The organism is Roseateles sp. Mitsp63 (assembly GCF_059491535.1).
Window position 1 is genome coordinate 1,768,433 of record NZ_CP168509.1, and the last position, 20,037, is coordinate 1,788,469.

Here is a 20,037-nt window from a genome sequence, read left to right on the forward strand (position 1 = left end):
GCGGGGCGAGGAGCCTGACGCCCGCCGCTCACCGAGAACCGGACTATAGGGGCCGTGCCCGATGTCACGCTGACTCGCCGCTGACCTGCTTCCCCCATCGGGGCGAACGGCGCAGGGACCAGAATGGGCGCCATGTCCTTTCCACGTCCCGCGAAGGAACGCCGCCCCGGCGAGGAGTTCCCCGACACCGTGCCCGACCTCATGCCCGATGCCGCGCCGGCCCTGCCGCCGCTGGCCTGGGTGGGCGAGTCGCCGCGCCATGATGGCGCCGTCATCGCGTGTCCGCAATGCCGCGCGCCGATGCGGCATGTCGTCCTGGCAGGGCACCTCGCGCCAGCGACGGTGGACGTCGATCACTGCGGACCCTGCGGCCTGGTGTGGTTCGACGCCCGCGAGTCGGTGCATCTGTCCCCGCTGGCCTGGGTCCAGCTGCTGCGCGACCTCAACCGGCTGCGCCGCCCGGACCGGCCGCATCAGCCGGACCGCGCCTGCCCCGTCTGCGCCCGGGCGCTGAAGGAAGTCCACAACCAGACCCGGTACGGCCGCTTCCCAGCGCTGGAGTGCGGCGGCTGCGGCGGGCATCTGCACAGCCAGGCCGGCATGCTGGCCGAACGCGGCTTGTTGCGTCCGCTGCTGCCGGCCGAGCGCGGCGCGCTGCAGGCCGAGCGCCGCGAATTGCTTTGCTTGAGCTGCGGCGCGCCGGCCGACGGCAAGGGCGAGTGCTGCGCCTGGTGCAAGTGCCCGCTGCTGATGGCCGACATGCCGCGGCTGGCCAGCGCGCTGCGCAAGCGGGCGGCGTCGGAGCCGTTGCTGATGCCCAGTGGCGGCAAGCCGGTGGGCTGGGCCTGCCGCGGCTGCGGCGCGCCGATGGACCCGACGCGCGAGACGCGCTGCCCGGCCTGTCAGCACGCGGTGGTGGCGCCGTCGTTCGATGACCTGGACGCGTTGCTCGACGCCATCGAGCACGACTGGCACCTGCAGGATGAATTGAGCTCGCGCGAGCGCCGCGAGCGGGCTGCGGCCTATGCCGAGGTCACGCCCCACGACGCGGCCGGCGGCAAGCACGGCATCTTCTGGAAGGGCGAGTACGAGCGGCGCTACGACGCGGAGAACGCGCGCCGCGAGGGGCGCGATTGGCCCGTGTCCGGATGGTCCGACGGACGGGAGGGCACGCCGCCCACGCTGACGGAGATCGCGCTGCGCCTGGCGGCGCTGCTGATCCGCTGATCGGAAGCGGCTGCGGTACTGCCACCGCCGCTGGCCCTCACCCCTCCCTCTCCCGGAAGCGGGCGAGGGGGTAAGAAGAGCCGGGCGGCGCAGTGAACCCCCTCGCCCCAGTGGGGAGAGGGAGGGGAGAGGGGGCTCGTGCCACGGCGCTGCTGCCCTTCGAAGCACCCCCTCTCCCCTGCCCTCTCCCCCCTCGCGGGGGGCGAGGGAGTTCTTGCGCAAGGCAAGCGGCCCCAGCGCTCTCGCGCTCAGAGATCGAGCAGGCTGATCGGCTTGGCGCAGGCGGCCGGCGTGCCGCCGCCGCGCACGACGAAGGGCAGGGCGCCCCAGGGACCGGAATCGCGCGGACAGCCATTGCGCAGCGTGCCGCCCGGACAGGCGCAGCCCTTGGTCTTGACGAGCTGGTCCAGCGTCTGCGTCTGCTGCGGATTGAGCTTGGGCAGGCGCGGGGCGAAGACCAGTTGCAGCGCCGTCGCTGGCACTGGCGTGTCCGCGGCCGGCACCGGGCCGAGCAGCGTCGCCATCGACTGCGTCTCCTTCAACGCCGCCGTGGCCTTCATCGCCCTGGCGCGGCGCAGGTAGTTCAGCGCGACCTCCATCGCCGCGTAGCCGCGCGCCGACGACGCCGTGAACGGCTTGCGGAAGGCCGCCCCATAGGTGTTGGCGATCTGCTCCCAGCGGCCGCGGTCGACGGTCAGCACCGGACACAGCACCGCGTCGACCCGCTCCGAGAGCGTCGCGTCGAAATCCATCCAGCACGAGGTGCGCGCGCTGATGCGCAGGCCGGTCTGGCGGCGCAGGTCGGCGGCGATCTTCTCGCCGGCATTGAGCTCGATGCGGCCCAGCTGCAGCTGCAGGTCCTGGTCCTTGACCCGCTCGGCGTTGCTGGAGACGAAGGGGATGCCCGCGGCACGCAGCGCGTCGGCGCCGGCGCTGATCTCGCACCAGTTGCCCAGCACCACGTCGACCTTGGCCTTGACGAACTCCTGCGAGATCGCCTCCGCCTTGCGGGCATCGCAGCCGCTGTCCTTGACGATGAGCTTGGGCGCCGCATCCCCGGGCCAGGTCTTGAGGGCCAGCGTCATGCCGAGCTGGAGCTGCTCGGACTGCTCGGCGCTGGGATAGCTGCCCGGCAGGATCACGCCGATGGTGGCGGCCGACGCGGCGCTGCCCGCGCACAGGAAGACGGCCGCCGGCAGGACGGCGGCCAAGGCCTTGCGGATGTTCATGACGATCCCTCGCTGCATGGCCGTGGTCGGCCGTTGTTGGAAGCTTGTGACTCTTGTTGTCGCCCGGCACGCGTCGTGGCGCGCCAGGGCGGAGGTATCGCCTGTGCGCGGCCTTCGCGCACTGAGGTTTTCCCGAAATCCGCCCAATGAAAAACGCCCCGGCGAGCCGGGGCGGTAAGACGTCACAACCGTGGCGGACGCTGCGGCATGCGCGCAACGCGAGGGAGATCGCGCGCCGCCGGAGCAGGGAATCCCCGGTCCCTCAGGCCGGCCAGCCCTGCAGCACCAGCTTGCCGCGCTGGCGCTGGCTCTCCTGGAGCGCGTGGGCGCGCTGGAGCGTTTGCGCCGAGATCGGGCCGACCACCTCGGACAGCGTGGTGCGCACCGCGCCGGCGTCGACCAGGGCGGCCACCTCGGCCAGCAGCTGGCCCTGGGCGGCGATGTCGTGGGTCGCATGCATGCTGCGCGTGAACATCAGCTCCCAGTGCAGCGACAGCGACTTGCCCTTCAACGCCATCACGTCGAGGTCGGCCGGGCCGAAGTCGTCGATCATCGCCAGCTTGCCCTGCGGCTCGAGCGCGTCGATGAAGTCCTTGAAGTGCTGCGGCGTGTGCGTCAGGCTGGTCACGTAGCGCAGCGGCGGCACGCCGTCCCGCTGCAGCGCGGCGATCTGCGGCGCGAGCGGCTGGCGATGGTTGATGACGTGGTGGGCGCCGAGCGCGCGCAGCCACCGGCCGCCGTCGCCCTCCGGCTCGGAGCTGGTGCCGATCACGGTCAAGTGCTCCTGCCGGCGCGCGAGCTGGACCAGGATCGAGCCCACGCCGCCGGCGGCGCCCGTGACCAGCAGGCTGACCGGCCGCCGCGGCGCCTGCTGCACCTGCAGGCGGTCGAACAGCAGCTCCCAGGCGGTGATGGCGGTCAGCGGCAGCGCGGCCGCCTCGGCGTCGCCCAGCGAGACCGGCGCCTTGGCGGCGATGCGGTGGTCGACGCACTGGAACTGCGCGTTGCTGCCGGGCCGGGTGATGTCGCCGGCGTACCAGACGCGGTCCCCGACGGCGAAGCCGCCCACCTCCGGTCCGATCGCGCGCACTGTGCCGACGGCGTCCCAGCCGAGGATCACCGGCGTGGTGCCGTCGGCGCTGGCGCGCCGCACGCGGATCTTGGTGTCGACCGGGTTGACGGCGATCGCGGCGACCTCGACCAGCAGGTCCTTGGGGCCGGGCGCGGGCATGGGCAGGTCGAGGTCGAGCAGCGACTCGGCCTCGGTGATGGGCAGGGAGTGGAAGTAGCCGACGGCTTTCATGGGAGGCTCCGGGAGGGCAGGGTCAGACAGGGAGGAGTGAGGAATGAATGGGCCAGAGTGTGCGAGCGCGGGCAGAATCAATGAAGTCAGTTGAATCGCTATCAGTTTCAATGCAGCGTTGAAGATCGCCGGAGGGAGGGGCGTCGTGCGATGGACATCGAGAACACCAGCGAGCTGCGCCTGCTGATCGAGTGCGCCCGGGGCGGCAGCCTGACGGCGGCCTCGCGCGAGATGGGTATCACCCCCGCCGCCGCGAGCGCGATGTTGAAGAAGCTGGAGGCGCGGCTGGGCGTGCGCCTGGCCGAGCGCAGCACGCGCGCGCTGCGCCTGACCGCCGCCGGCGAGCGGCTGCGCGACTATGCGCAGCGGGCGCTGGAGCTGCTCGACGAGGGCGTGGCGCTGGTGTCCGAAGGCGGGGACGGCGCGGGCGGCAAGGGCCGTGACGGCACCGCGCTGCGCGGCCGCATCCGGGTGAGCGCCTCGAGCGACCTGACGCGGCGGATCGTGCTGCCCCTGCTGGATGGATTCCTGGACCGCCATCCGGGGGTGGAACTGCAGCTCAGCGTGGGGGATGCCCTCCAGGACGTGGTCCGGGACGAGGTCGATCTGGCCTTGCGCTACGGGGAGCTGGCCGACTCGCGGCTGGTGGCGCGCAAACTCCACGACGGGCGCCGGCTGCTGGTCGCCTCGCCCGACTATCTGAAGCGGCACGGGTGGCCGGCGCATCCGTCGGCGTTGACGCAGCATGAATGCATCCGCTTCAAGATCGGCGACCGGCTGGAGCGCGAGTGGCGCTTCTGGCGGCGCGACGCGCTGCAGGCGCCGCCGCTGGACGTGACGGTGCAGGGCCGGCGCAGCGCGGACGATGGCGGCATCGCCCACCAGTGGGCGCTGGAGGGCCGGGGGCTCACCTACAAGAGTGAGCTGGATGTCCGCGACACCCTCGCCAGCGGGGCGCTGGTGGAGGTGCTGCCCGAGTGGGTGGGGCGGCCGATGCCGCTGCATGCGCTGATGCCCAGCCAGCGCTTCCTGCCGCAGCGGTTGAAGGCGCTGGTGGATCACCTGGCGGAGGCGCTCCGGCGCTGAGGCGCGACGCGCGCCCGCCTCACTCCTGCTGCGGGGGCAGCGCGCGCAGGCTGCGCAGCACGCGCTTGACGATCTCCTCCCGCTTCGGGGCGAAGGCGTCGCTCGTCATGTCCAGGTTCAGCGCGAAGTAGACGGGGCGCGGATCCTCGTCGCGCTCCACCCAGCCGACCAGCCAGCCGATCGCCGGCCGGGAGGCGTCCGCCCAGCCGGTCTTGGCGTACATGCGCCAGCCGGGTCCCTGCTCGCGCAGCAGGACCTTGCGCGCGATGTCGTAGCTGCGATCGGACAGCGGCAGCGCCCGGTCGTGGACGCGGCGCAGGAAGTCGATCTGTCCCACCGCCGAGATGCGCAGGTCGCCATCGAGCCAGAAGCGGTCGCCGACCGGGCCGGCCGCGGCATTGCCATACCGGAAGTCGCGCACGTACTGCTGGACGGTGGACTGGCCGATCTTCCTGGCCAGCGACTGGAACACCCACACCGCCGACACCCGGTAGGCCGAGGCCAGCGTCTGATCACGATTCCAGTCCGCGATCGCGCGCTGCTGGCCGTCCCACTTGAAGGACTGCGTCTCGTCGACGGCGGCCCCGGTGTCCAGCGCGATCAGCGTCATCGGGATCTTGAAGGTCGAAGCCGGCAGGAAGGCTTCGAAGGCGCGCGCGCCGTCCGACGCGATCCAGCGATGGACGCGGGTGTCGAGCAGCGCGATGACGCCCTTGGTGCCGAGCTCGTCGAAATGGCGTCCGAGTTCGGGACGGGTCTCCCAGCGCTCGCGCTGATCGGCGGGCACGGCCGCCGCCGCGATGGGCGCGGGGGCCGGCGCCGCGGCCGGAACGGTCTGCGCCAGCGAGGCGCGGCACGCGCTGAGGGCGAGGCTCGCGAGCAGGGCGCTGGCGAGGAGGCGATGGGAGAAGGCGGGCATCGGCATGGACTTGAAACGCGTGACGCGTCCTGTGGAGTGGGCGATGCCGCCAGTGTGCGAATGCGTGGCGCGCCGGAGGCGCGCATTCGGCGTTACGGCCGTTCAGGCGCGCCGTGAGTGCGGCATCAAGGCCTCGGCCTCGTCGAGGTAGCGCCGGCGCGCGGTCTCGTCGCGCAGCTTGCGCGCCTGCAGCCGCGCCTGGCGCACGAGGTCGGTGGCGCTGAAGGCGTCGCCTTCGTCGAGCGCATGCCGCGCCCACAGCAGCAGGAAGGCGCAGCGCTGGTCCGGCGGGATCTGCGAATGGCGCGCGCGGCACGAGGCCCAGCGCTGCGACGCGAGTTCGCCGAAGGACGCGGCCGGCAGCGGCAGCCCTTGCGCGGTGGCGAGCCGCTGCAGCGCGGCGAAGCCCAGCCGGCCCAGCGCCGCCAGCCGCAGCAGGAAGATGGTGTTGAGCAGCGAGCTGCGGCCCAGTTGCCAGCGCGCGCACAGCGCGTCGCTCAGGAGCAGCCAGCGCACCGCGTCCTCGAAGCCGGCGCCGCCCTCGGGCAGCAGGCCTGCCTCGACGAGCTGGCCCAGCGCGTTGGAGAGATTGGCCGCGCAGACCTGCAGCGCGTCGGGCAGTCCGGCGAGCGAGGCGCCGCGCAGCGCGTCCCCGAGGCTGGCGAGCGACTGCATCGCCAGGGCCGCGTCGCCGCGCGTGATGGCGAGTTCGCGCAGCACGATGCCGCGCAGGTTGCCGTGGTCGCAGCGCAGCGTGGAATCGCTGGCGAGGACCTCGGGGTCGACCTCGTCGAGCTTGTCCAGCGCCGCCGCGGCCTGGCCGAGGCTGCCGTACCAGTGCCAGGCGGCGAGGATCGCGACGCGGGCGCGGAGCTGGCGCCGTTCGAGCCGGGGCAGGCGGCCATGGTTGAGTGTCTGGCCGAGCTCGCGCAACTCGTCCTGCAGGGCGGCCCAGTCACCCAGACGGCGCGCGATGCGGGCGCGGCGCAGGCCGAGCGCCGCGGCGGCGGCGTCGTCGCCGGCGGGGACGTGGGGCGCGGCCTGCTGCAGGGCCAGGCGCGCGGGATAGAGCTCGCCGCGGTCGAGCAGGTAGTCGGCGCGGGCGAGCGCCTCGGCGTAGGCCAGCGGCAGCAGCGCCGCGGCGGCGGGCGCGCGCACCGGCCGCTCCTGGCCGAGCCAGCGGGCCAGCGCCGCGCCGGTGGCGGGCTCGCCGTCGATCTCGAAGCGGCAGCGCGCGAGCAAGGCCGCATTGAGCCAGAACGGGCCGCTGCTGCGGGCGCTGGCCTCGATCAGCGCGGCCAGGGGGCCGTCGTCCAGCAGCGCGAGCGCGCGCCAGACCTGGGTGCGATGAAGTTCGGCCATGCCGGCGATGCGCTCGCGCAGTTCGGCGCGGGCGCAGGGGCTGTCGACGCGCGCCAGGCCTTGCTCGTGGGCCTGCAGCAGGGCGGCGATCAGGCGCGGCAGGAGCCGGTTGCGCAGCTCGGGCAGTCCGTCGACGCGCAGGCCCTGCGCGAGCAGCTGGACGCGGTGGAAGGAGGGCTGCGCGCCGGCGCGCATGGCACTGGAAAGGGGGACGCCCGCGGGCGTCGTGGCGCAGGGACTGGAGGCGGGAGCGGCGGTCATTGGAGGCGCATTCTGCGCGGAGCGCGCCGGCGATGTGACGCCAGCGCCGTAACGCGCGTTACGGCGGCGTGTTACCGGGCGCTCGGGTCCGTGTTTTGCCGATACGGTTCATCACAACTCAAGGGGACTGCGATGGTCGCGAATGAAGCCTGGTATGCGGGCGAGGGCGGCGCCGCCGCTGTGGGTCCGACGCGCGGCAACGTGTCGGCGGTGTCGTGGGCGGCGGTGCTCGCCGGGGCGGCGGCTGCTGCGGCGCTGTCCTTGATCCTGCTGTTGCTCGGCGTCGGCCTGGGACTGACCGCCGTGTCGCCCTGGGGCGGCGACGGCTCGAATGCCGGGGCGCTGGGCATGGCCAGCGTCGTGTGGCTGGCGTTCACGCAACTGGCGGCATCGGGGCTCGGCGGCTACCTGGCCGGCCGGCTGCGGGTGCGCTGGCGCGATACCGACCTCGACGAGGTCCATTTCCGCGACACCGCGCACGGCCTGTTGTCGTGGGCGGTGGCCACGCTGTTCACGGCGGCGGCGCTGACGGCGTCGGTCGGCGCGATCGCGGGCATCGGCGTGAAGGCGCCCGGTGTCGCGGCGACGGCGGCCAATGCCGTGGCCGCGGCGGCGGCGAACACGGCGGGAACGACGGCCGGCTCGACGGCCGCGGATGGCGCGTCGGCGGCCGCCTCGCCGGCGCCCTCGGCCTCGATGCCGGCGCTCAGCCAGGAGGCGATCGATGCCGCGCGCAAGACGGCGCTGTGGATGTTCGTGTCCCTGCTGATCGGCGCGTTCACGGCGAGCTGGCTGGCCACGATCGGCGGCCGCCAGCGTGACCGGTTCGAATGACCCGGCCCTTCATCCAACGACAAGGAGAACCGACATGCGATCGCTGCTGCTGTACCTGCTGGGCGTGCCCATTCCGATCATCATCCTGATCGCGCTGATCCGATGAGCATGGCTGACGCCGGACCGCTGCGCGGTCCGGCGTCAGATCGATCTCCTCGCGCGGGTGTCAGTTCAGCGTCGTGGCGGCCAGCGCGTCGGCGTTCTCGCCATATCGGCGCCACGTCTCGGGCGCATGCGACAGCCGATCCGCCACGACCTTGAGCACCGCGGGATTCCAGACCAGGCCGCAGTGGCTGCCGTCGACCTCGACGTTCTCGATCATCGGGTGGTCCTCCGGCTGCACGCAGGCCTGCCAGGCGACGACGCCGTCGCTGCGGCTGTAGATCGAGGTCGTGGGCACGCGCGGCGCGGCGATCAGGCGCGACTTGAAGTCCTCGTCCAGCACCGGCATCGAGCCATTCACCCAGCGGTAGATCAGGCTGACGTTGGTCTGGGTGGCTTCGCCGGTGATCGGCGTGCCGATCGTGATGACCTGGCGCACCGGCAGCGCGATGCGCTTGGCGACCTCGCGCGCATAGATGCCGCCCAGGCTCCAGCCCACCAGCGAGACGGGCTCGGGCCGCTCGGCGACCAAGGCCTCGATGTCGGCCGCGAGCGCGTCGAGCCAGCGGTCGATGTCGCCGGTGGGGCCGGTGTTGAGACCGCGGCCCCAATCGCGCGCCGCGTAGCCCAGGCCATGGCAGAAACCCACCAGTGGCGCGATCGACTGCGCGTCGGCGGCCAGGCCGGGGAAGACGATCACCGGATGACCGTCGCCGGGCGGATGGCCGCTGCGGTCCATCAGGCGGCAACTGGCGTACTCCATCGCGGCGCGCAGCGGCTCGATGCCGAGCAGGGCCCAGGACGGAGAGGGGATCAGCGGTGCCGCGACGGGCACCGCGCGGGGACGAGCGGCGATCTTTTTCATGCTGCCGGGGGGCGGCCGCGCCAGCATGCGCTGGCGAGGTCGGCGTGAGGACAAGTTGAGCCGATCTTTCCGCAAGGCCTGGCCCGTGGATACCCCCCGAATGACGCATTGCACCGTCGGACTGAACCTACAGGCGAGGGAGTGGTGGGGGGCGGCCGCGCGTTCTCTCCCACCGTTGATGGAAGTCAGGGGGAGAGGCGGTTTTTCGATGGCATGCGGGGCTAGTCTTCCTCCCGTCGTGCACGAGGCCGTGCATCAGCGAAAGGAGTGGCGATGTTGTCGAAGATGAAGATCAGTACCGAAGGCGCGCCCGATCAGGTGCGGATACCGGAAGAGATCCTGAGGCATCTCGGAGTCGAGCCAGGCGAAGCCATCGATGTCGACTTCTGGTCCAACGGAACTTGCATCTTGCACTTGACGCGAAGGAGCAGTCGCATTGAGAGCATCGCCGGCATCCTCGCTGACCGACCGCGCAAGCGGAAGAAGCCTTTGTCGTTGAAGCAGATGAACAAGGCGATCGAAGAGGGTTGGGCGGGGAAGCGGCGATGAGGGTGACATTCCTGACTTTCGATCGGCGAGCAATTCGCAAGTTGCGGCAATTGGGATTTCTTGCTTGCTCTCCGTGAGAGAGCCGATGTAGTCAATGGAAATCCCGGCTCTCCGTCCTCAACCGGCCCAGCATCGGCGTCAGGTCTTCCATGTGGCCGGCGATCAGGTTGCGGACCTCGCCGCTGCGCTGCCACTTGCCCTTCACCGCCATCAGCCGCGAATGCAGCATGACCTGGCGCTGCCGCTGCCACAGCGCGCGGTGCACGATGACCTGGATGTCCCCGGTCTCGTCCTCCAGCGAGATGAAGATCGTCCCCTTGGCCGTCGCCGGCTGCTGCTTGACCGTCACGATCCCGCAGCCGCGCGCCGGCCGGCCATCCGGCAGCTCGTTCAGCTCCCGCGCCGACATCCAGCGCTGCTCGCGCAGCATCGGCCGCAGCAGCGCCAGCGGATGCCGCCGCAGCGTCAGGCCCAGCGACGCATAGTCGAAGACGATCTCCTCGCCCTCCGGCGCCTGCGGCAGCGCCAGGAAGTCCTCCTGCACCGGCGCCGCCGACAGCAGCGGCGGCGGCGCATGCTGAGCGGCCGCATCCCACATCTGCTGGCGCCGATGGCCGCTCAGGCTCGTCAGCGCATCGCCCGCCGCCAGCATCGTCATCTGCTGCTGGTTCAGGCCGGTGCGGCGCGCCAGGTCTTCCGCGTCGTTGAACGGACCATTTCTGCGCTCGATGCAGATCGCCGCCGCCGAGGCCTGCTGCAGGCCCTTCACCAGCCGCAGCCCCAGCCTCACCGCCACCGGCGCCGCATCGACCGCCAGCGCTTCGTCCGACTCCAGCCAAGGATCGCCCTCTTCGTCCCGCGCGATGCCGTCCAGGTCCAGCGGCTGCGCATCGAGGGCCTCGGCGTCCTTGCCACGCCGCGTCGGCCGGATCACGCGGCCATCGGCGCGTTCCAGCGTGCAGTCCCAGTCGCTGTGCATCACGTCCGGCGGCCGCACCTCGACGCCGCTGCGCCTGGCGTCCTGCACCAGCTGACTCGGCGAATAGAAGCCCAGCGGCTGCGCGTTCAGCATCCCCGCCAGGAATTCCGCCGTCCGGTGCTTCTTGAGCCAGCTGCTCGTGTAGACCAGCAGCGCGAACGACGCGGCATGCGACTCCGGGAAGCCGTATTCCGAGAAGCCCTTGATCTGCTCGAAGATCTGCTCCGCGAAGGACACCGGGTAGTGGCGCGCGCGCATCCCCTCGATCAGCCGCTCGCGGTATTTCCCCAGGTCGCCCTTGCGCTTCCACGCCGCCATCGAGCGCCGCAGCTCGTCGGCCTCGCCGCCGGTGAACCCGGCCGCGATCATCGCGATCTGCATCACCTGTTCCTGGAACACCGGCACCCCCAGCGTGCGGTCCAGCACCGATTCCAGCCCGCTCGGATAGACCACCGGCTCCAGCCCCTGCCGCCGCTGCAGGTAGGGATGCACCATCCCGCCCTGGATCGGGCCCGGCCGCACGATCGCGACCTCGATGACCAGGTCGTAGAACTTCTCGGGCCGCAAGCGCGGCAGCATGCTGCGCTGCGCCCGGCTCTCGATCTGGAACACACCGATCGTCTCGGCGCGCTGGATCATCTCGTAGGTGGCCTTGTCCTCGGCCGGGATGTCCTTGACCTCGAAGGGACCCCGCTGGCGCTTGCTGATGAAGTCCAGCGTCTTGCGGATCGCCGTCAGCATGCCCAGCCCCAGCACGTCGACCTTGAGCAGCCCGACCGCGTCGAGGTCGTCCTTGTCCCACTCGATCACCGTGCGGTCCGGCATCGACGCGTTCTCCACCGGCACCATGCGCGTCAGCGGTCCCTGCGTCAGCACGAAGCCGCCCGGATGCTGCGACAGGTGGCGCGGGAAACCGAGCAGCTCCGAGGTGATCTCCACCAGCTGCCGCACCGCCAGGTCATTCGCGTCCAGGCCCGATTCGCGCAGCCGCTCCGCGTCGATGGTCTGCCCATCCCACCACTGGTGGTTGCCGCACAGCGTGTCCAGCGTCTGCGGCTCGAAGCCCAGCGCCTTGCCGACGTCGCGCAGCGCGCTCTTGACGCGGTACGAGATCACCACCGCCGCCAGCGCCGCGCGCTCGCGCGTGTACTTGCGGTAGAGGTACTGGATGACCTCCTCGCGGCGCTCGTGCTCGAAGTCGATGTCGATGTCGGGCGGCTCGTTGCGCTCCTTGCTGATGAAGCGCTCGAACAGCACCTGCATCCGCTGCGGATCCACCTCGGTCACGTGGGTGCAGTAGCAGACGATGGAATTGGCCGCGCTGCCGCGCCCCTGGCACAGGATGCCCTGCGAGCGCGCGAAGTGGACGATGTCGGCCACGGTGAGGAAGTAATGCTCGTAGCGCAGCTCCTCGATCAGCGCGAGCTCGCGCTCGATCTGCTCGCTGACCGCCGCAGGAATGCCGTCGGGCCAGCGCCGGCCCGCGCCTTCGTAGGTCAGCCGGCGCAAATGGCTGGCCGGCGTCTCGCCCTCGGGGACCACCTCCGAGGGGTAGTGGTAGCGCAGTTCGTCGAGCTTGAAGTCGCAGCAGGCGGCCACGCGCAGGGTCTCCGCCAGCAGTTCGGCCGGGAAGGCCAGTCCGAGCCGGCCGCGCGCGCGCAGGTGGCGTTCGGCGTTGCGGTCCAGCGCCTGGCCGCACTCGGTCAGCGGCCGGCCCAGCCGGGTCGCGGTCAACACGTCCTGCAGCGGTTTGCGGCTGCGCACATGCATGGTGACGTCGCCCACGGCCACCAGCGGGATCTCGGTCAGCGCGGCCGCCTCGCGCAGCCGCAGCAGGCGGCTCTCGTCGTCGAGCTCGCGGGTCTGCGTCACGCCCAGCCAGCAGCGGCCGGTGAAGCGCGACAGCAGCCAGCGCGACATCGCCAGCAACGGCGCCGCCGCCGCATGCCGGTCCGGGCAGGCGATGACGACGCAGTCATCGAGCGCCTGGGGGCCGATGTCGTCGATCGTGCAGCGATAGCTGCCCTTGTCGGCCGAGCGCCGCAGCCGCGAGATCAGCTGGCACAGGTTGCCATAGCCGTTCAGGTTGCAGGCCAGCACCACCAGCGTGAAAGGGGCGTCCTCGTCCGGACCGGCGCCGCCGCGCGGGTCGATGCGGAACTGGCTGCCCACGAGCAGTTTCAGCCCGTGCTGCTTCGCGGCCACGTGCGCGCGCACGATGCCGGCCATCGAGCATTCATCGGTGATCGCGAGCGCGGCGTAGCCGAGTTCCCTGGCGCGCTGGACCAGTTCCTCGGGCCAGCTGGCGCCCTTGAGGAAGCTGAAGTTGCTGAGGCAGCGCAGTTCGGCGTAATCGGGAAGAGCAGGCAGCGCCGGAAGCGCAGGAGGCGCAGGAGGCGGGGGCGGGGCAGGCTGGACGGTCATCGCTCGACCCCGTTCAGGCGTAGACGCCGTGCAGGAACCAGGCGCTGCCGCCATCGTCCAGCGGCTGCCGGAAGATGGCGACGACGCCGGCGTTGTCGTTGACCGCGATCCAGTAGTCGCGCACGACGTTGCGGTGGCCGAGTGCCACCGTCGCCGCGTCGTCGTGCGGCACGATCGCGGTGAAGGCCGGCGCGGTCTTGTCGCGCGCGCCGGTGCCGGCCTCGGAGGCCACGTCCGCCGGCGCGCGCGCCGGCAGGCGATCCCACCAGCCGCCCTCGACGCGGTCGGGCCCGGCCAGCAGCGTCAGCGCGCCCTGATAGTGCGGCCGGTGCTCGCGCAGCGCCAGGCGCAGCGGCGGTTCCAGCAGGAAGCCGGGCTCGGGCATCGATGGCGCGGGCCGCGCCGCCGTGCGGCGCCGGCCCGCTCGCTGGCCGTCGGTGGCGGGTTGCCAGCGCGTCATCCATTCGAGCCGGTGATCGTCGCCAGGCGCCGGCTGCAGCACCCGCTCCGGGCCGAAGCGCGCGGCGATGCGCTCCAGCGTCAGATAAAGCGTCTCGCCGGTGCGCACCGTGTCGGGCAGCAGCGAGGCGCTGTCCTCGGTCAGGGCCTGGACCCCGATCGCCTCCAGCCGCAGCTCGCCGACCGGGGCCAGCAGCCGGGTCTTGGCCAGGTGCTCGGCCATCAGCCGGCAGAAGTGCTCGAGCGCGCGGATCGGCTCGGCGGTGCGGATCGTCAGCGAGCCGCCGTCGCCGGCGTCCTTGGCGCGCATCGAGTCGTGCACCCAGTGCAGCGTCACACCGGTCGCGCCGGCATGGCGCGCCGCCAGCCAGCCGCACAGCCGCATCAGCAGCGGCCGCGCGCCCAGCAGCAGCGCGGGCGCGTGATCCTCGCGCCCCGGCAGTTCGATGCGGGCGTGGAAGTCCTCGGGCAGCACTTCCCAGCGATGCGCCTCGGGACGCAGCCCGTAGGCCTGGTCCAGCATCGCCAGCAGCGCCGCGCCGAAGCGCCGGCTGATGCCGCCGCGCGGCAAGGCCCGCAACTGGCCCAGCGTGTTGATGCCGGCGCGGCTCAGCGGCTCGGCGTGGTCGGCGCCGGCGCTCAGCGCCTGCAGCGGGAGCGGATCCAGCACCGCCTGCAGCAGCCGCCCGCCCAGGTCCGGCACGCCGCAGCGCGCCAGCACCAGCGCGGCGGTGGCCGTCGGCGCCCAGCCGATGCCGATGGCACCCAGGTCCGGCGCCTCGTCGGCGATACGCGCCTTGAGCGCGCCCAGGCCGCGGAACAGCCGCAGGCTGGCCTCGACCTCCATGACGACGGCGTCCTCCATCAGCGCCACGCGCGGCGTGAACTGCAGGCACCACACGGCCAGTCCTGCCTGCGCCTCCGGACAGATCCCCCAGGGATGGTCCGGCGGCGCGGCCGGCTCAGCGGACGGCGCCGGCGGACGAGGCGGCAGGATCAGCGCGACCCACAACATCGGTCAACTCCGGGAACGGGGCGAGCGGCTGGGGCTCGCGCGGGGATTCAGACAGGGCGGCGGACAGGGATTCGGGAGCGAGGGCCGGGACCGGCGCGACCGGACGCATCGTGCTGGGCCGCATCACGCGCGGCGTCAGCACGCGCTCGAGTCCGCCGGGGATGGATGCCAGCCGCAGCGGCGTCTCGTGGGCGGGGCCCTTGCGCTTGAGGATCTGGACATCCAGCGCCCAGTCGACGTCGATCGTCACCTGCAGCCGCAGCGGCGCCGGCGAGGGATCGTGACGCGCCGCCAGCGGCCGGAACAGGAACACCGGACCCTCGAAGGACTGGGCCAGCACCTGCAGGCGCCGCAACTGCTCGGGCGCGGCCTGCGGCATCCAGGCCAGCACCGCGCCGGCGGCGTTCGACTTGATCAGCTGCTCGGCGCACCAGAGCCGCTCCGACGGCGTCCGCGCGTCGATCCAGACCAGGTGGCGCTCGTCCAGCCCCAGGTGCATCAGCCCGGGCAGGTGCGGGCGCTTGGGCGGGCCGACCAGGGCCACGGCCGCGCCGTCCACGACGACGCGCCGCAGCGCCGGCCCCGCGAGCCGCCATTCGGCCAGCGAGAACTGCGGCAGCAGCAGCTCGGTCAGTTGGCGGCCGGGCCAGCCGCCGCCCGGCAGTTCGGCGTCGAGCGCGTCGAAGCCGCTGGGCCAGACCGTGTCGGTGCCGCGGCCCAGCGCGTCGCCGCGCCAGACGGCCTCGGCCACGGCGGGGGGAAGGGGCAAGGACGGGGAGGGCATGGCGGGTCGGTCGGGAGAGACGACAACGCCGGTCGTGACACCGGCGTTGAGAACTGTATGTGCATACAGTATAGGTTGACGGCCGACCCGTCCAGCGGATGTTTCACTTCAGGTGGGGAGAATGTCCCGATCCGAAGCTCAGCGCGAAGCGCGTCCCGCCGTTGGCCGGCGCCTCCAGGCTGACGGTCCAGCCCAGGTGCTCGGCCACCCGCTTGACGATGGCCAGGCCCAGCCCGGCGCTGCCGGCGCCGGCCGGGTCGACCTGCATGAAGCGGTCGAAGATGCGGTCGCGCACGGCCGGCGGGATGCCGATGCCGGTGTCCTCGATGACGACGCGGCCGGCCTCGAGCCGGATGTCGACGCGGCCTTCCTCGGTGAACTGGCAGGCGTTGCGGATCAGGTTGCCCAGCGCGATGGCCGCGAGCTCGGGCCGCGCCGGCACTTCCAGGCCGGCATCGGCCGGGGCGGCATGCAGCGTCATCTCGACGGCCTTGCCCTTGAGCAGCGGACGGCAGCGTTCCATCTCCTGGCGCAGCAGCGGCAGCACCGCGGTCGGCGGCGCGCCGATGCTGGCCGGGTCGCGCGACAGCAGCAGCATCGCCACCACGCGCTCGCTGGTGTCGGCGGCGGTGCGGCGGATGCGCTCGGCCAGCTCGACCATGTCGTCGCGGCCATGCAGGCGCGCCTTCAGCACCTCGGCGGCGCCCAGCATGATGGCCAGCGGCGTGCGCAGCTCATGGCTGACGTCGCCGGTGAACCAGCGCTCGCGGTCCAGGTAGCGCTGCTGGGCCTCGGTCTTGGCGGCGAAGGCACGCGACAGCACGCCCAGTTCGTCGGTGGACTCCTGCAGCGGGTATTCGCGCGGCGCGGCGCCGGTTTCGACGGCGCGGGCCAGCGCCGTGACCGGCGCGACGATGCGGCTGGCGGTCAGCTGCGCCAGCAGCAACGCCAGGCCCAGGCAGCACACGAAGGCCAGGCCGAGCAGGCCGTAGACGCCAGCCTCGATCTTGGCGAAGTCGTCGTCGCGGTCGGTCAGCACGAAGGGCGCGCCCAGGTCGTCGCGGATCAGCACGTTGACCTCGACGCCGTCCTGCAGGATCGAGTACTTGCCGGGCGGCTGGCCGCGCAGCGGCTCGGGGATGCCGGTGCCGCGGTAGAGCGTGACGCTGGGCGGGAGGTCGGGTGGCAGGCCCTGGCGTTCGCGCGCGACGAGCTCGTCGGCGGTGCGGCTCAGGCGCTGGTCGATCAGCCGGTCCTCGATGCTGGAGGCGATGCGCACCGCCGCCACCGCGAAGGCGCCGCAGACCAGCAGCGTCAGCAGCAGGAAGGCGGCGGCGACGCGGGTGCGCAGCGTGGTCGGCGCGGCGGTCGAGCGCGGCCGCCGGCCATCGCCGCCGTCATCCCGCATCGGGCGACACCAGGCGGTAGCCGATGCCGGGGTGGGTCTTGAGCAGCGGCACGGGGAAGGGCTTGTCCAGCGCCGCGCGCAGCGCGTGGATGTGGGTGCGCAGGGCGTCGCTGTCGGGCGGGTCGTTGCCCCAGACCTCGCGCTCGAGGTCCTCGCGGCGGACCAGCTTGGGCGCCTCGCGCAGCAGCGCGGCCAGCAGCTTGTAGCCGGTCGGGGTCAGCTGCAGCGGCTTGCCGGCGCGGGTCGCCTCGAGCGTGTCGGGGTCGAAGTTGACGTCGGCGTAGCTGACCGCGGCGCTGAGCTGCAGGCCGTGGGAGCGGCGCATCAGCGCCTTCAGGCGGATCTCCAGCTCGACCAGCGAGAAGGGCTTGACCAGGTAGTCGTCGGCACCGTTCTCGAAGCCGTTGACCTTGTCGGCGATGGTGTCGCGCGCGGTCAGCATCAGGATGGGGGTGGGGCGGCGGAAGTCCTTGCGCAGCCGGCGGGCGACGTCCAGGCCGTCCAGGCCGGGCAGGGTCAGGTCCAGCACGATCGCGTCGTAGGAGCCGGCGGCCGCCTGCGCCAGCCCGCCCAGGCCGTTGCGGGCCACGTCCAGCTGGTAGCCCATCGGCTCCAGGTAGGCGCACAGGTTGGCGACGATGTCCGGGTTGTCTTCGATGACCAGCAGCTTCATCACGAGGCTCTCGTTCTGCGGCGGGAATTCGCCGCGTCGTCCGACGGAAGCGGGCCCGGAAAGGGGGAGGTCCCTCGCGGCAGGCCCGCGGAAGCTGGGAATCCTATGCCAGTGCCCAGGAGCCGACCTTGCGCGGGGCTGTCGGCTGGCCTACCGGGGGCTGTACGGCGGCATGACGGGGGCCGCATGCGCGGCGCTCGCCCATTCCCGTTGGGGAAGGAGGCGAAGGGAAAGGGGAAGGGGAAGAAGGCATCGACCGTGCGCAAGTGCCGGCAACGGCGCGGGACCCTGGAACCGGTGGAGACTTGATTTCCGGCGCAGGCGCATAATGTGCGGGTTAACCCTTATGTTTGCACCTGCCTTCCCCCTTCCGGCGGTCGAGCGGTTCACCGGGACCCGCCGGTTGATCCTGCGCCCGCCCGCGGCGGCCGATGCCCGCGCCTTCCGCGAGCTGCTGGTCGACCCGGCCAACCGGCGCTTCGACGCCGGCGGCCCGGCCGCGTCCGAGCGGCTGGAGCTGTGGCGCGCGCAGTGGGCGCGTGACGGGCTCGGCCCGTGGGCGGTGTCGCTGCGGGAACAGCCGTCGCTGGGCGCGATCGGCTTTGGCGGCCTGAGCCGGGGGGTGGCGGGCGGCACGCCGGCGCTGCTGCTGGAGTTCCACTTCCTGTCCGATCACTGGGGCCGCGGTTACGCGGCGGAGATGTCGCTGGCGGCGCTGGCGCTGGCCTTCGAGGGCCTGTACGCGGGATCGGTGCAGGCGCTGCTGGGCGCGAGCAACACGGCGGCGCGCAAGACGCTGGAGCGGGTGGGCTTGCGGCTGACCGGCTCGGTCGCCGACCACCCGGGCGAGGCGGCCAGCCTGCTCTACGAGATCAATGCCGCGCAGTACGCGGCGCTGCCGCGCGAGCAGCCGGAAGCGACGCCCTTCGGCGCCTGATCGCGCGGGCCGGGAGGCCTGGCGTCGCGACGTCTTCCAGCACAACGAGTCAGACGGACCACCGATTCGTTGGGAAGCTGCACCGATGTGCCCATTAATTGGCCATGGAGGTCATGGGCCGAAATGAATGCAATGAAGTCGTCCCGTTGACGCAGGCCGTCAAAGGGGCGAAGGCGGGCAATGTCGCCCGGCCTTCCAAATCGACTTGGAGATTGAGATGACTGCATTCAATGCCGATTCCTCCGCTGCCCGTGTTTTCGCAAGGCGTGTCGATCAACGCGAAGCTGCCGGGATTCAGCCGCTGACTCCCGAGGAAATGGACCAGGTCCACGGTGGATTCGGGCCTGCAGGGGCCATCGCTGGGGCCGTCGGTGCGGGCGTGGGTTCCTATCTGTCCGGAGGCAACGCTGGCCAAGTCGCCGCCGCAGCCATCTTCGGCGGGGTTGCGGGCTTCTTCGGTGGCGTTGGCATGTACGCCAGTTCCGCGGCCGTAGCGGCGATGGGGGCGTTCGCGGCCAGTGGAACGAGCCGGTACTCGAAGCGCTAAGTGACCGATGAATGGTCGGCATGGTGCAGGCCATGCCGGCCTCATTTCAGGAGTTGGCCATGCCCCACCACGACTTCCAGATCTTCCTCAATAGCGGCCCCGTCATCTTCATCATGGTCCGTTACGCAGAGCAGTTCGCCGCCAAGGAAGGGCGTCTCCAGTTGATCGGGTTCTTGACGGCCGTCTTGGTCGGCAATGCCTTGTTCAACATGGAGCGCTTCTCGCCGTTTGAGGCCGTGTTGCGCGCTCTGGGCTGCTCCGCGATGCTGTTCGTGTGCATCTTTGGACTGGCGCGTTACAACGCCCGGCGACGGGAGAGGAAGGCGGCCGCCAAGCCCGGCAGCGTGTCGAGCGTCACTGCTGCGGATAGACCCGCAGCCCCGCCAGGTCCAGCACCCTGAGGCCGCCGTACTCGACCGCGATGAGGCGCTGCTCCTGCAGATGGCGCAGCGCCTCGTTGACGCGCTGGCGCGAGAGCCCCACCAGATGCCCCAGCTCCTGCTGCGTGATCCGCAGCAGGCCGTTCACGCCCGGGTACAGCTGCGGATGGAACAGCGCCGCCAGGTTGCGCGCCACCCGCAAGTCGGGGTCGCTCTGGCGATCGATCTCCCGCGCGGCGATGAACTGGCCCAGCCGCTCGTTGAGCTGGTTCAGCACATAGCGGTTGAAGCCCAGGCTGGTCTCCAGCAGTTCATGGAAGCTCTCCAGCGGCAACCCCGCCACCACGCTGCGCCGCAGCGCCTGGATGTTGTAGCGGTAGCACTCGCGCTTGAGCAGCGTGCCCTCGCCGAACCAGCCGCCCGGCGGCACGCCGGTGAAGGTCACCGGCCGCGCCGCGGCGTCGTCGTTGCTCATCTTCAGCAGCCCGTCGATCACGCCGAACCAGAAATTGGCTTCGCGCCCGATCCGGCAGACCCGCTCGCCGACCTCGACCTCCGCCACCTGGATGCTGGACGCGACGCGCTCGCGGCGCTCCGGCTCCAGCGCCTTCAGCCACGGAATGGCCCCCATCTCCTGCGCCGACGCGGCGCGCGCGCGCAGCCGCAGCGGCTGCGCCGGCGGAGCAACGGACGC

General features: G+C 71.7%; 18 protein-coding genes. 7 read left to right on the forward strand and 11 right to left on the reverse strand.

Annotation, left to right across the window (positions count from 1 at the left end):
* Positions 1–132: 132 nt before the first annotated feature.
* On the forward strand, positions 133–1,227 hold the full coding sequence (locus tag ACEN96_RS07740) for a TFIIB-type zinc ribbon-containing protein (protein WP_495587451.1): 1,095 nt from the start codon (positions 133–135) through the stop codon (positions 1,225–1,227).
* Positions 1,228–1,475: 248 nt separating this feature from the next.
* On the opposite strand, the gene ACEN96_RS07745 is transcribed toward ACEN96_RS07740, so the two are convergent.
* Positions 1,476–2,456 carry a hypothetical protein gene (locus ACEN96_RS07745; protein ID WP_495587452.1) on the reverse strand — a complete coding sequence of 327 codons (981 nt, stop codon included), beginning with the start codon at positions 2,454–2,456 and terminating at the stop codon, positions 1,476–1,478.
* 262 nt (positions 2,457–2,718) lie between these two features.
* The gene (locus ACEN96_RS07750; protein WP_495587453.1) at positions 2,719–3,759 is read right to left on the reverse strand and encodes a zinc-binding alcohol dehydrogenase family protein; all 1,041 of its coding nucleotides are present in this window, start codon (positions 3,757–3,759) and stop codon (positions 2,719–2,721) included.
* Positions 3,760–3,909: 150 nt separating this feature from the next.
* Here ACEN96_RS07750 and ACEN96_RS07755 point away from each other — a divergent pair, with 150 nt between their 5' ends.
* Positions 3,910–4,845, forward strand: a complete 936-nt coding sequence (locus ACEN96_RS07755; RefSeq protein WP_495587454.1) for a LysR family transcriptional regulator — start codon at positions 3,910–3,912, stop codon at positions 4,843–4,845.
* A gap of 19 nt (positions 4,846–4,864) precedes the next feature.
* Here the strand turns inward: ACEN96_RS07755 and blaOXA are convergent, their stop codons facing one another.
* A complete protein-coding gene (gene blaOXA / locus ACEN96_RS07760; protein ID WP_495587455.1) occupies positions 4,865–5,764 on the reverse strand; it encodes a class D beta-lactamase in 900 nt (299 codons plus the stop codon).
* A gap of 102 nt (positions 5,765–5,866) precedes the next feature.
* On the reverse strand, positions 5,867–7,387 hold the full coding sequence (locus ACEN96_RS07765; protein WP_495587456.1) for a hypothetical protein: 1,521 nt from the start codon (positions 7,385–7,387) through the stop codon (positions 5,867–5,869).
* Between the two features lie 132 nt (positions 7,388–7,519).
* On the opposite strand from ACEN96_RS07765, the gene ACEN96_RS07770 reads away from it, so the two are divergent.
* The gene (locus tag ACEN96_RS07770) at positions 7,520–8,221 is read left to right on the forward strand and encodes a hypothetical protein (protein WP_495587457.1); all 702 of its coding nucleotides are present in this window, start codon (positions 7,520–7,522) and stop codon (positions 8,219–8,221) included.
* A 166-nt stretch (positions 8,222–8,387) separates the two neighbouring features.
* Here the strand turns inward: ACEN96_RS07770 and ACEN96_RS07775 are convergent, their stop codons facing one another.
* Positions 8,388–9,242 carry a hypothetical protein gene (locus ACEN96_RS07775; protein WP_495587458.1) on the reverse strand — a complete coding sequence of 285 codons (855 nt, stop codon included), beginning with the start codon at positions 9,240–9,242 and terminating at the stop codon, positions 8,388–8,390.
* 219 nt (positions 9,243–9,461) lie between these two features.
* Between ACEN96_RS07775 and ACEN96_RS07780 the strand changes: the two genes are divergently transcribed.
* Positions 9,462–9,737 carry an AbrB/MazE/SpoVT family DNA-binding domain-containing protein gene (locus ACEN96_RS07780; protein WP_495587459.1) on the forward strand — a complete coding sequence of 92 codons (276 nt, stop codon included), beginning with the start codon at positions 9,462–9,464 and terminating at the stop codon, positions 9,735–9,737.
* Between the two features lie 91 nt (positions 9,738–9,828).
* Here ACEN96_RS07780 and ACEN96_RS07785 read toward each other — a convergent pair whose 3' ends face one another.
* From ACEN96_RS07785 to ACEN96_RS07805, 5 genes are all read right to left on the reverse strand, one after another.
* Positions 9,829–13,140 carry an error-prone DNA polymerase gene (locus tag ACEN96_RS07785; RefSeq protein WP_495587460.1) on the reverse strand — a complete coding sequence of 1,104 codons (3,312 nt, stop codon included), beginning with the start codon at positions 13,138–13,140 and terminating at the stop codon, positions 9,829–9,831.
* Between the two features lie 13 nt (positions 13,141–13,153).
* Positions 13,154–14,614: a Y-family DNA polymerase gene (locus ACEN96_RS07790; RefSeq protein ID WP_495587461.1), complete on the reverse strand. Its 1,461-nt coding sequence runs from the start codon at positions 14,612–14,614 to the stop codon at positions 13,154–13,156.
* Positions 14,562–15,398 (reverse strand): translesion DNA synthesis-associated protein ImuA, encoded by an 837-nt coding sequence (imuA, locus tag ACEN96_RS07795; RefSeq protein ID WP_495587462.1) that lies wholly within the window; start codon positions 15,396–15,398, stop codon positions 14,562–14,564. Before imuA ends, ACEN96_RS07790 begins: the two co-directional genes overlap by 53 nt.
* Positions 15,399–15,501: 103 nt before the next feature.
* Positions 15,502–16,806: a sensor histidine kinase gene (locus ACEN96_RS07800; RefSeq protein WP_495587463.1), complete on the reverse strand. Its 1,305-nt coding sequence runs from the start codon at positions 16,804–16,806 to the stop codon at positions 15,502–15,504.
* Complete coding sequence (locus tag ACEN96_RS07805) at positions 16,796–17,479, reverse strand: response regulator transcription factor (RefSeq protein ID WP_495587464.1); 684 nt, start codon at positions 17,477–17,479, stop codon at positions 16,796–16,798. Before ACEN96_RS07805 ends, ACEN96_RS07800 begins: the two co-directional genes overlap by 11 nt.
* A gap of 346 nt (positions 17,480–17,825) precedes the next feature.
* Between ACEN96_RS07805 and ACEN96_RS07810 the strand changes: the two genes are divergently transcribed.
* The 3 genes from ACEN96_RS07810 to ACEN96_RS07820 all read left to right on the forward strand — a co-directional run bounded on the left by ACEN96_RS07810 (position 17,826) and on the right by ACEN96_RS07820 (position 19,364).
* A complete protein-coding gene (locus tag ACEN96_RS07810; RefSeq protein ID WP_495587465.1) occupies positions 17,826–18,416 on the forward strand; it encodes a GNAT family N-acetyltransferase in 591 nt (196 codons plus the stop codon).
* Between the two features lie 217 nt (positions 18,417–18,633).
* A complete protein-coding gene (locus ACEN96_RS07815) occupies positions 18,634–18,963 on the forward strand; it encodes a hypothetical protein (protein ID WP_495587466.1) in 330 nt (109 codons plus the stop codon).
* Between the two features lie 20 nt (positions 18,964–18,983).
* Positions 18,984–19,364, forward strand: a complete 381-nt coding sequence (locus ACEN96_RS07820; protein WP_495587467.1) for a hypothetical protein — start codon at positions 18,984–18,986, stop codon at positions 19,362–19,364.
* Here ACEN96_RS07820 and ACEN96_RS07825 read toward each other — a convergent pair.
* Complete coding sequence (locus ACEN96_RS07825; protein WP_495588575.1) at positions 19,318–19,974, reverse strand: Crp/Fnr family transcriptional regulator; 657 nt, start codon at positions 19,972–19,974, stop codon at positions 19,318–19,320. The genes ACEN96_RS07820 and ACEN96_RS07825 overlap by 47 nt on opposite strands.
* Between the last annotated feature and the right edge of the window lie 63 nt (positions 19,975–20,037).